This window comes from Nonomuraea sp. NPDC004186, assembly GCF_053603495.1.
Window position 1 is genome coordinate 24,512 of the sequence record NZ_JBSGFQ010000121.1, and the last position, 10,956, is coordinate 35,467.

The 10,956-nt window shown below is 70.6% G+C and carries 12 protein-coding genes; 7 read left to right on the plus strand and 5 right to left on the minus strand.

The annotated features are described in order from the left end of the window. Positions 1-32 precede the first annotated feature (32 nt). On the plus strand, positions 33-2,204 hold the full coding sequence (locus ACWEPL_RS53910; RefSeq protein WP_452441117.1) for a discoidin domain-containing protein: 2,172 nt from the start codon (positions 33-35) through the stop codon (positions 2,202-2,204). Between the two features lie 52 nt (positions 2,205-2,256). On the opposite strand, the gene ACWEPL_RS53915 is transcribed toward ACWEPL_RS53910, so the two are convergent. Beyond that, complete coding sequence (locus ACWEPL_RS53915; protein WP_363975762.1) at positions 2,257-2,739, minus strand: MarR family winged helix-turn-helix transcriptional regulator; 483 nt, start codon at positions 2,737-2,739, stop codon at positions 2,257-2,259. A gap of 69 nt (positions 2,740-2,808) precedes the next feature. On the opposite strand from ACWEPL_RS53915, the gene ACWEPL_RS53920 reads away from it, so the two are divergent. Continuing rightward, entirely contained in the window at positions 2,809-4,005 is a 1,197-nt protein-coding gene (locus ACWEPL_RS53920; protein ID WP_452441118.1) for an MFS transporter, read from the plus strand. Positions 4,006-4,143: 138 nt separating this feature from the next. Next, positions 4,144-4,269, plus strand: coding sequence for a hypothetical protein (locus ACWEPL_RS53925; protein WP_452441119.1), 126 nt, complete (start codon positions 4,144-4,146; stop codon positions 4,267-4,269). Here the strand turns inward: ACWEPL_RS53925 and ACWEPL_RS53930 are convergent, their stop codons facing one another. The 3 genes from ACWEPL_RS53930 to ACWEPL_RS53940 form a co-directional block, all read right to left on the minus strand. Beyond that, positions 4,270-4,449, minus strand: coding sequence for a hypothetical protein (locus tag ACWEPL_RS53930; protein WP_452441120.1), 180 nt, complete (start codon positions 4,447-4,449; stop codon positions 4,270-4,272). It lies immediately after the preceding gene. A 10-nt stretch (positions 4,450-4,459) separates the two neighbouring features. Beyond that, on the minus strand, positions 4,460-5,008 hold the full coding sequence (locus ACWEPL_RS53935) for a hypothetical protein (protein WP_452441121.1): 549 nt from the start codon (positions 5,006-5,008) through the stop codon (positions 4,460-4,462). Between the two features lie 458 nt (positions 5,009-5,466). Continuing rightward, positions 5,467-5,964 (minus strand): hypothetical protein, encoded by a 498-nt coding sequence (locus tag ACWEPL_RS53940; RefSeq protein WP_452441122.1) that lies wholly within the window; start codon positions 5,962-5,964, stop codon positions 5,467-5,469. Between the two features lie 183 nt (positions 5,965-6,147). On the opposite strand from ACWEPL_RS53940, the gene ACWEPL_RS53945 reads away from it, so the two are divergent. The 3 genes from ACWEPL_RS53945 to ACWEPL_RS53955 all read left to right on the plus strand — a co-directional run bounded on the left by ACWEPL_RS53945 (position 6,148) and on the right by ACWEPL_RS53955 (position 9,480). Then, on the plus strand, positions 6,148-7,455 hold the full coding sequence (locus ACWEPL_RS53945) for a hypothetical protein (protein WP_452441123.1): 1,308 nt from the start codon (positions 6,148-6,150) through the stop codon (positions 7,453-7,455). Positions 7,456-7,766: 311 nt separating this feature from the next. Next, positions 7,767-8,294: a hypothetical protein gene (locus ACWEPL_RS53950; RefSeq protein WP_363975779.1), complete on the plus strand. Its 528-nt coding sequence runs from the start codon at positions 7,767-7,769 to the stop codon at positions 8,292-8,294. Continuing rightward, on the plus strand, positions 8,287-9,480 hold the full coding sequence (locus tag ACWEPL_RS53955) for an MAB_1171c family putative transporter (protein WP_452441126.1): 1,194 nt from the start codon (positions 8,287-8,289) through the stop codon (positions 9,478-9,480). The genes ACWEPL_RS53950 and ACWEPL_RS53955 overlap by 8 nt, the downstream gene beginning before the upstream one ends. Here ACWEPL_RS53955 and ACWEPL_RS53960 read toward each other — a convergent pair. Continuing rightward, a complete protein-coding gene (locus ACWEPL_RS53960) occupies positions 9,431-9,874 on the minus strand; it encodes an XRE family transcriptional regulator (protein ID WP_363975785.1) in 444 nt (147 codons plus the stop codon). The genes ACWEPL_RS53955 and ACWEPL_RS53960 overlap by 50 nt on opposite strands. Before the next feature lie 157 nt (positions 9,875-10,031). Between ACWEPL_RS53960 and ACWEPL_RS53965 the strand changes: the two genes are divergently transcribed. Further along, positions 10,032-10,956, plus strand: a 925-nt coding sequence (locus ACWEPL_RS53965; RefSeq protein WP_452441127.1) for an AfsR/SARP family transcriptional regulator, incomplete at its 3' end; no start/stop codon positions are given.

Consider the following 10,956-nt stretch of genomic DNA (forward strand, 5'->3'; position numbering starts at 1 on the left):
CCGCTCCACCACCCCCGATGAAAGCGAAGGACATGAGACACAGGTCAAACCCGGCCGGGCTCGCGATCCTGGCCGCCCTGCTGGTCACGCCCGCGGTGGTCACGCCCGCGTCCGCCTCCTCGATCTCCCAAGGCGCGACCGCCCTCGCCGACTGCCAGTCCGCCAACGCCGCGCTGAACAGGCCGGCCACCGCCTCGTCGATCGAGGGCGCCGGCACCCCCGCCTCGGCGGCCTTCGACGGCGCCCCCGGAACCCGCTGGTCGAGCGCGTTCAGCGACCCGCAGTGGATCCAGGTCGATCTGGGCGCGGTGCGCGACATCTGCAAGGTCGATCTGTCGTGGGAGGCCGCCTACGGCAAGGACTTCACCATCCAGGCGTCCGCCGACGGCACCACCTGGAGCGTGCTGAAGACGGTGACCGGTGGCACCGGCGGCAACGCCTCCTACGAGGTCACCGGCTCGGGCCGCTACCTGCGGATCAACGGCACCGCCCGCGGCACCGGCTACGGCTACTCGCTGTGGGAGGTGGCCGTGCACGTGACGGGCGGCGGCACGCAGCTGCCCGGCGGCGGCGACCTCGGCCCGAACGTCAAGGTCTTCGACCCGTCCATGTCGTCGGCGACCATCCAGGGACAGATCGATCAGATCTTCAAGCAGCAGGAGGCCGCCCAGTTCGGCACCGGCCGGTACGCCTTGCTGTTCAAGCCCGGGAGCTACGACGTCAACGTCAACACCGGCTTCTACACCTCCGTGCACGGCCTCGGGCGCAACCCCGACGACGTCACCGTCAAGGGCGTGAGCGTGGACGCGGGCTGGTTCAACGGCAACGCCACCCAGAACTTCTGGCGCTCCACCGAGAACCTCGCGGTCACGCCGTACGACGGCACCAACCGGTGGGCGGTCGCGCAGGCCGCGCCGTTCCGCCGCATGCACATCCGCGGCGGGCTCAACCTCGCGCCGTCCGGGTACGGCTGGGCGTCCGGCGGTTACATCGCCGACAGCAAGATCGATGGCACTGTCGGGTCGTACTCCCAGCAGCAGTGGTACACCCGGGACAGTTCGATCGGCGGCTGGTCCAACAGCGTGTGGAACATGGTGTTCTCCGGCGTGCAGGGCGCGCCCGCCACCAGCTTCCCCGAGCCGCGCTACACCACGCTCGACACCACCCCGGTGAGCCGCGAGAAGCCGTACCTCTACCTGAACGGGAACGACCCCGCCGTGTTCGTCCCCGGCAAGCGCACGAACGCCCGCGGCACGACCTGGGCGAACGGCCCGACCCCCGGCACGTCGGTCCCGCTCACGCAGTTCTACGTGGCCAAGCCCGGGGTCGGCGCCGCCACGCTCAACCAGGCGATCGCGCAGGGGCTGCACCTGCTGTTCACGCCCGGCATCTACCACCTCGACCAGACCGTCGAGGTGACCAGGCCGGACACCATCGTCATGGGCCTCGGACTGGCGACCCTGGTGCCGGACAACGGCGTCACCGCCATGCGGGTGGCGGACGTGGACGGGGTGAAGCTGTCCGGCTTCCTGATCGACGCCGGCCCGGTCAACTCGCCGACGCTCCTGGAGATCGGCCGCCAGGGCGTCCACACCGACCACCCGGCGAATCCGATCACCGTGCAGGACGTGTTCGCCCGGATCGGCGGGCAGTTCGCCGGGAAGGCGACGACCAGTGTGGTGGTGTACGCCGACGACACGGTCATCGACCACACCTGGATCTGGCGGGCCGACCACGGCGACGGCGTCGGCTGGGACGTCAACGCCGCCGACTACGGCCTTCGCGTGTACGGCGACGACGTGCTGGCCACCGGGCTGTTCGTGGAGCACTTCAAGAAGTACAACGTGGAGTGGTCCGGCGAGCGCGGACGGACGATCTTCTTCCAGAACGAGCTGCCGTACGACCCGCCGAACCAGGCGGCGTACATGAACGGGAGCGTCAAGGGCTGGGCCGCCTACAAGGTCGCCCCCTCCGTGAACACCCACGAGGGCTGGGGCCTGGGCAGCTACTGCGTGTTCACCAGCGACCCCACCATCCAGGTGGACCACGGCTTCGAGGTCCCGGTGAAGGCGGGCGTGAAGTTCCACAGCCTCCTGGTCGTCTCCCTCGGCGGCAAGGGGCGGTACAACCACGTCATCAACGACACGGGCGCCCCGGCCTACGGACCCGACACCATCCCCTCGACGGTCACCACCTATCCGTGACCCGCGCGACGTGCCGGGCGGGGTGGCCCGGCACGTCGCGGGGAAGTGCGGGTCAGCGATTCGACTCCACGTTCTCCAAGAGGCGGCTGAGCAGCCCGTCCAGCGTCTCCTGCTCCTGCGCGTCCAGCACATAGACCATCTCCGCCTCCACCTCCGCCCGGATCCGCATGGCCTCCAGCCACAGCTCGTGGCCCTTGTCGGTCAGCTCCACGTCCACCCGCCGCCGGTCCTCCGCGCTGCGCAGCCGCCGTACCAGCCCGGACTTCTCCAGCGTGTCGAGCCGCCCGGTCATCCCGGCGGGCGAGAGCATCAGCTCGACCGCCAGTTCGGACGGCGTCGCGGCCCCGCCATGGGCGACCAGCCGGTGCAGCGTCTCGAACTCGAAGTCCTGCATCCCCACCTGCGCCAGCGCTGCCTCCTTCGTCTGGCGCAGGTGCTTGACGAGGAACTGCATCCGCGTCACGACCGCCTCGACCCGCTCGTCGTACGGCGCCTTGCCCCGCCACCGGGCGAGATGACGATCCACTGAGTCCACAGACGACAACGATACGCCGGCAAGTATTTAGTTGACGAAATATTAGCTGGCGAAATAATCTGGCGGACCATGAGACTGCTGATCGGCCGGGCCGTGTCCGCCCTGGCCACCGCGTTGATCCCGACCACGATCACCCTCGCTGTGCTGCGTGCCACCGGTGATGCCGGGGCCGTCGGCATGGTGCTGGCGTGTGAGGCGATTCCGTTGCTGGTGTTCCTGCCGGTGGGCGGGGTGGTGGCCGACAGGGTCAGACCCGAGCGACTGGCGCTGGTCACCGACCTGGTGCGCGGCCTGACGCAGGCCGCCATCGCGATCGAGTTGCTGACCGGTGCCGCCAGTGTGCCTCACCTGGCTGTGCTGGCCGTGCTGGCGGGAGTCGCGGTCGCGTTCGGGCTGCCGGCGGTGCCGAGGCTGGTGGCGGCCGCGGTGCCCGGGCCGGAGCGGCTACGCGTGAACGCCCGGCTCGGCGTCGCGACCAGCCTGGCCGCCGTGCTGGCTCCCGCCCTGGCGGGCGGCGTGGTGCTGCTGGCCGGCCCCGGCTGGGCCGCGCTGCTCACGGCCGCGCTGTTCGCCTGCTCGGCGCTCACCCTGGGCGGAGTACGTACGGCCAAGCGCCCCAGTGCCCAGAACGCCACGTTTCTCAACGACCTGAGAGAGGGATGGGGCGAAGTGCGGCGGCGGCCGTGGTTCCTGACGACGGTCCTGGCCCACGGGGTCTGGCACTTCATGGCCGGGCTGTTCCTCACGCTCGGCCCGCTGGCGGCGGTCAAGGAGCTGGGCGGTGAGGCCAGTTGGGTGCTGATCGTGCAATGCGGCACGGTGGGGCTGGTCGCGGGGGTGTTCGCGGCGCCGAGGCTGCCCATCCGGCGGCCGCTGGTGGCCGTGCAGGTGGGTGCGGCACTGTACGTGCTGCCGATGGCGGCCCTGGCGCTGCCGGCGAGCGCGTGGGTGATCGCGGGGGCGTACTTCGTGGCGATGTTCGGGCTCGGCGTGCTCAGCCCGCTGTGGGAGACCGTGATCGCCGACGAGATCCCAGAAGCGGCGCTGGGCCGAGTACGGTCGTTCGACCAGCTCATCTCGTTCGCGACCCGGCCGTTCGGGCTGGCCATGGCGGCGCCGCTGGCGGGGGTGGCCGGCGCGCGGGGGCTGCTGCTGACCGGCGCCATAGCCGTCGCCATGGCGAACCTGGCCGCGATCGCCACCATTCCCCGCCGCCGCCCCAGAACGTCCGAAGCGGGTGATCACGTGACCGTCCGTCGGGGTTGAGATCCGAAAGAGTCGCTCTGGCGGTAGGACGCAAGGGCGCGGTCACGACCGAAGGTCCGCCGCCACGGCCCGAACGGGCGGGCGGCGGCCACGCCAACGGCCGCCAACCACATCTCCAGCATCTTCACCAAGCTCCAGGTGGCCCCCTGGCGCCGCCGCACCTCGCTGGGCGTCCGGCTCGCCCAGCGGGCCCCGGACCGTGCCGACCGCGACGCGGGGCGCCGCAACCTCTGGCTGAAGAGTCTCGACACGCTGGACAGCTGATCAGCGGTGCTCGACCTCCCGCCGCTCCCGGACGTGCTCGGGTACGCCGCCCGCCCCGGTGGCGAAGGTGATCGGCTGAGGCCCGCCCTCCCGGCCGACCATGATCGTGACCTCCGGCTCCAGGACCAGCGCCTCGGTGCTGTGCAGGACCGACGGCTCGGCGCCGTGAAAGGCGATCACCGCGTCACCCTCACGAAGGCCGGCGGCAGCCGGGTGCGAAGTGGCGCAGGGCGGCGTCGAGGCGGCCGGGAGTGGTGTTGAGTTCGTCCAGGCAGCACAGGCCGATGGTGTCGGTGGCCTTGTCACGCCACGGGGAGCGGGCGGTGCTCCACGACAGGCGCTGCCCGGCGAAGGGATCGGGGGCGGTGTAGTCGAACACCGGGCGCAGGACCAGGGCGGGGCGGGGCTTGGAACCGGTGACGGGGACGATCTCCACGGAGGCGATGCGCGGCCAGGCGAGGCGAACCCGACGCAGACCACGGACGAGGTCGATGCCCTCGGCCGAGATGCGCAGGCGGCGCGGCATGACCAGCTCGAACAGGAACATCCACAGGGCATGGAGGGCGAACAGCAGGGCAACGACGATCAGGCCGAACAGGAGGTACGCGACGACCTGCAGCAGGGCGAACCCGCCGTCTTCGTCCAGGGACTCGGTCAGCCGGTCGTCCGGAGGCTGCGGTGATGAGGAGAACCAAGGCTCTGCCACGTACCAGATCCCGAGCGCGACGAAGATCGTCACGACCCAGACCAGCCATCTTCCCCTGCCCTTGCGCGCGACGGTGCCCGCCTTGATCCGGACGACGAAGGCCTCGGCAGGCGGACGGGCGGCCCGCGCCGAATGCGGCGAACCAGGCCCGGCAGCCGGCGGTCTGGGTCCCGGGACGGGCCCCGGAGGAATCTGTGGCGGCTCAGGCGTATTCATGCGCCGCTCCGCGAGGTAGTCGTCCGGTTCGACAGGAGACGGCCCGGCGGCGGACAGCGCCACCTGCCCTGGTCGGTCGCCATGCCGCCGACGATACGCCGAGCTGACAACCCGATCGAGAGGGTCCCTGGCGGCGGATGATCGGGTTCGTCATGCCCGGGCCCCGGCGCGTCGGCGCACGATGAGGCGCTCTCGACCGCCTTCGTCGCCCCCGTACAGGGACGAAGTGCGGGCCGGGCCGGATGCGACCGAGGCGGCCCGGCCGTTCATGGCCACTAACGGATGCCTCGTTGACGATTGGGCCGCCTGCCGCAGTCGCCGAACGATCCCCAACCGCCGGAGGCTCGGATCGCGGACCCGGGAGAGCTGATCGTCCCCTGGAACCTGACGCACTTGCCGTGGGCATTCGCCTTCACCGGCCCCGCGTAGTATTTGAAGTTTCCCGAGTCCTCATATTTGAGAGGGCCGGCGAAGGCGATGTTCTTCACGAGGAGGGTCGCCGCGGTGCTGGTGGGCGTGCCCACGAAATCCGACTTGCTGGTGACGACGCAGTGCTCCCCGGTGGACGCGTTGTAGAGCAGGTGGACCTGGCCCCGGACGGTGTTCGTCTGGTCGGCCACCGGCATGGTGCCCAGCGCCACCCTGTGGAAACCGCTGCCGCACACCTGTTCGGGGGTGGAGCCGCTCGCGGCGCCGGCGGGCGCCGGTAAGCCGGCGAGCGCGGTGGCGAGCAGGGTCGCCGAGGCGAGTCGCGTGATGACGTTACCGGTCATGGATTCCTCACTCGGGGTCGGCAGGACAACGGCGGATGGTGATCACCCGGCGTCTTCGAGGCTGGCGGGTCCGGCGTTTGTCCGGAAGCAGCCGATGCGAAATCCGGACAATGAGTTGTCCGCGGACAATGCGTTCTGTTGACTTGATCATCGGCGGAGGGTGCGGGGGAGGGGTCGGGCGCGATGAACCGCAAGGCGGGCAGGCCCCAGGGCGGCCCCCGTGGCAGCACGCAGCAGGCGAACGCGCTGGCGGAGTTCCTGCTGACGCTCACGGTCGGGATGACCGTCCGCGAGCTCGCCGCGCGGTATCACGTGGGCAAGACGCTCTGGGGCGAGTACCGTTCAGGCCAGAAGATCATCCCCTTGGAGTTGCTCAAGCGGCTGGTCCAGGACCACACGCCGGACGAACGCACCCGCCACGTTCACCTGGAGACCGCCGCCCGGCTGCACGCGGCGGCCCTTGAGGCGGCCCGCCACGAGCCCGCCCCGGCGGCCCTCGAACCGGCGATCGCGCCGGAACCAGCGGCCCTCGTACCGGCGACTGCACCGAAACCAGCGGCTGCGAACCCCGGGGCGGCGCCTGCGGGAAGGCGGCGTCCACGTCCGCTCCTGCTCGCCGGCGGTGGCACCGCGATCGCGGTCCTCACGCTGATCGTCCTGCTGGTCGGATGGGGTCCTCCACGCGGGGACGCCGTGTTCGCCGTGGGGCCGGACGGCGCCGGCATCTTCCGCTGGGACGGCGCGGACGCGGCCGGGTGGACCAGGATCGGAGACGGTGCCAAGCGCCTCTACTCCGGGCCCGCCGGCCTGTTCGCGACCGGGATCGACGATCGGCTCTACCGGTATGAAGGCCGCCCCGGCCGCTGGTCGCTGATCAGTGAGCCGGGCGGCGATTTCGCGATCAGCGGCGCGCACGTCTTCCGGCTGGCCGCCGACCGCCAGTCCGTCGACGTGTGGAACGGGCAGGGCACGTCGTGGACCAGCGTCGGCGGCCCGGCAGCGCGGTTGTACGGCGGCGAGCCGGGCCTGTTCGCGACCGATCCGAAGGACGGCCGGATCTTCCGATACTCAGGCCCCTTCGACTGGGAGTGGATCGGGACGGCGGGAGCCTCGTTCGCGCTCACCGACCGTGACCTGTACGGCCTCACCCCGGAACGCGCCATAGTGAACCGCTGGCTCTCGGAGGAGACGTCGCCACCCTGGCCGCCCTGGATCTACGCGGCAGGCCCGGCGGCAGAGCTCTACGGAGGACCCGCCGGGCTCTTCTCCACCGACCCCTCGCGCGTACGGCTGCGCGTCCTCGCGGACTCGTCGACCGCCGTCGTGAGCCAGAGCTGGCAGGACATCGGCCCGACGGGCGCGGAAGTGGCGGTCGGCCGGGAGGCGGTGTACGTCCTGACCGAGGACCGCTCGCGGATCCTGCGCTGGTCCGCCGGCTCCGGCACCTGGCAGTACATCGGCGGACCCGCCCAGACCCTGACGGCAGGCTGATGCCCGGCCTCCCGACCCCTTCAAGGTCTTCTGGCCCATCGGGACAGGGCGCCGGCCAAGGACGCGGCGCCTGCGGGATGCCGATCATGTACGGGTGGGCCGTGTTCCAGGCGGTGAAGTCGAGCCGGAGCCCGGCGAAATGTCAGCGACACAGCCAACACCTCCTGCGCTCCTGGCGAAGGGAGCGCGCGTGGTGAAGAACGAGGAGATCACTCCGCGGTCGTGCCGGTGCGCGACCCCGCGCCGTACAGAGCAGAATCTTTGACAAGCCCGGATAACGTCGTGCGGTTGAACCGGTCAAGAAGGAGACCATGGATCTGGCCCGCGTGCGAGACCGTTGTGAGCAACAGATTCGGCGCCTGCGCATCTCGTCGCCGTTGAATGTCGTCGCACTGTGCGAGGACCTGGCCAGGGAGCGCGACCGGCCGATCCGCCTTCTCCCGCTGTCCTCGCGGCCCTCGAACCCCTCCGGCCTGTGGGTGTCCGCGAAGACCGCCGACTACATCTTCTTCGAGGAATCCGCCGGCTCGGTGCATCGCGAGCACATCATCCTGCACGAGATCGGCCATCTGGTGTTCGGCCATTCGGGCGTCGCGGACCTGGACGACCTCACCGCGCGCCTGCTGGCGCCGAACCTGGATCCGAAGGTCGTGCGGCGGCTGCTGTGCCGGGGCAAGTACGACGACGTGGACGAGCAGGAGGCCGAGCTGTTCGCCACGCTCGTGCTGCTGCGGGCCGATTTCCAGGTCGTCCCCGTGCGGGGCCCGGACATCATCGACGATCCTTCCGGGGTGCTGGCGAAACTGAAGGCTGTGCTCGGGGGCGACGACCATGCTTAGGGCCTTCCACCTCGCCGTGATCGCGCTGGCGTGGATCGGCGTCGGCTACAAGCTCATCGACCTGCGCCGCAGGCCGAACGACCTCGGGCGCCTCGCGCTCTGCGCGGCGCTGCTGTTCCTCGCGCTGGCGTTGACGGTCGGGCTGCCGCCGCTGTACCAGCGCATCCCCTTGTTCGCCGGGTCCCCGAGCCTGGTCCGGCTGGTCCAGCACAGCCTGGTCGTGCTGGCCGCCTTCTCGACGCAGCTGCTCGTCGTCCATCTGGCCTCACCGCCCGGCCGGACGGCGGCCAACGTCCGGGTACGCGCGGTGGTCATGGCGGTCTTCCTGATCGCGATGATCGTCTTGTTCGCGGCGGCGTCGCCGGGTGACGCCGCCGAGGACTTCGTCGCCGCGTACGCCACGTGGCCGTTCGTCACCGAATACCTGCTGACCTTCCTGGGCTTCGTCGCCGTGGTGATGGCGGACATCTTCCGGCTTTCGCTCCGGTTCACCCGCCGCGCCACGGCGGGGTTCCTCCGGGCCGGGCTGTGGTTGTGGGCCGGGGCGAGTTCGGCGGGCTTCGCGTTCGCGGCGCACAAAGCCGCCTACGCCCTCATGACGCGCTTCGGGAACAAGCCGCCGTGGCCGGAGGGGCCGGTTTCCACCACGCTCGCCGGCCTGGTGCTGGCCCTGTTCGTGGCGGGGCTCACCGCGTACGGCTGGGGCCCGCGGATCGGCGCCGCGGGACTGTGGTGGAGCCGTTATCGGACCTATCGCGCGCTTCTTCCGCTCTGGAAGGCGTTCTACGAGGTCATGCCGGACATCGTGCTGAGGTTGCCGGCCACCCGCCGTGCCCCCGTCGATCTGCGGCTCTACCGGTGCGTCATCGAGATCCTCGACGGACGGCTGGCGCTGCGGGCCTACTGGGACGGCGAGGTCGCGCGGGCGGCGCGGGAACGAGCCATGGCGGCGGGGCTGACCGGGCCGCGGCTCGATGCCGCGGCCGAGGCCGCCGCGCTCGCCGCCGCGCTGGAAGCGCGCGAACGCGGCCACGTGACCGGGCAGGAACCGCCGGTGATGCCTGATCTCGGCCCTGATGCCGGCATGGCGGAGGAGATCCGCAGGCTCGTCCTGACGGCCCGCGCCTATCGCCGGATCACGACTCGTCGCGCGGGGGAAGCCCTTCCAGCGTCCGTACGCGCTTGATCACCTCGGTGATCGTGTCCAGGCTTTCCACCGACAGCCCGGACGCGCGCAACGCGACATCCCGGACCCCGGCGTCCCTCAGCGCGACGACCAGGGCGAGCTCGCCCTCCACCTCGTCGCGGATCCGCTCGTCGAAGAAGTAGGCGGGAGGCACTCCGAAGAAGGTGGCCAGCGCGGTGAGGTGCTTGAGGGTCGGGTTGTCCCGCTGGCCGGTCCGCAGATACCAGATGTAGGAGGCGGAGATGCTCACGTCCTGGTCCCGCGCGATGGCGGCGGCGACCTCCTCGTTGCTGTATTCCCGGCGGCCGGGCTCCCGGACCGTGCGGAACAGGTATTCCAGCTTCTCGGCCAGGCTCCGTTGCGATGCGGGCTCTTCTGCGCTGGAGCTCTCCATTGTCCACCTACTCGCTTGACTGCTGTGGACGTAACCACGGCGATCTTCACCACCGTTGACAGTGGCGCAGAGGTTGAGTTTAACTGACACCGTCTTGACTGGTGTGGATCGGATGGGGATTGCCATCCACATCAGTCCAACGGGGTTGGGGGAGCTGATGGTTGTCCGGTTCCGGGTTCTGGGGCCGCTGGAAGTGGTGAGGGACGGTGGGGCGCCGATCCGGCTGCTTTCCGGAATGCAGCGGATCGCGCTGGCGACCCTGCTGCTGTATCCCAATCAGCCCGTGGTCGCCGACGGTCTGATCGAGCGGATGTGGGGGGACGACACCCCCGATGACCCTCGCGGGGCACTGCACACGCATCTGACCAGGCTTCGGCGTACCCTCTCCAAGGACCTGATCGAGAGCAGCGGAGGTGGTTATCTCCTTCGCGCCGACGAGGATTCGCTGGACCTGATCAACTTCCGTGATCTGGTCGCCCGGGGGCGGCGGGACGGCGCCGCCGAGAAGAGCCTGCTCACCCAGGCGCTGGCGCTGTGGCGGGGGCCCGCGCTGGCGAACGTCGACTCGGACGCCCTTCATCGTGACGAGGTCGCCGCGCTGGAGGAGGAGCACCGGCACGCGCAGGAACGATGGTTCGAGCTCGCCCTGCGGGCGGGGGAGGGGCCGGCGATCATCAGCCGCCTCAAGGCGGCGGTCGTGGCCTCCCCGATGAGCGAGCGGCTCAGCGGTCAGCTCATGATCGCGCTCTACCAGGCCGGTCGCCAGGCGGAGGCCCTGGAGGTGTACGAGGGACTGCGGGTGACACTGCGGGACGAGCTCGGGCTGGAGCCGGGGCAGGGGATCCGGCAGGCGCACGCGCAGGTCCTGAGCCAGGACGTACCCCGGCTCGGCGGGGATCTGCCAGGGGATCGCGAGCAGGTGGCCGTCGCTCAGGTGCCCGTACCGGCGGAGCTGCCCGCGAAGGTGGCGACCTTCACCGGGCGGCACCACCAGGCGCAGGCGCTGCTCGACTCGCTGCGCGACGGGCGCGCGACGGTGGCCGCCATCTCGGGGCCGGGCGGCATCGGCAAGTCGGCGCTGG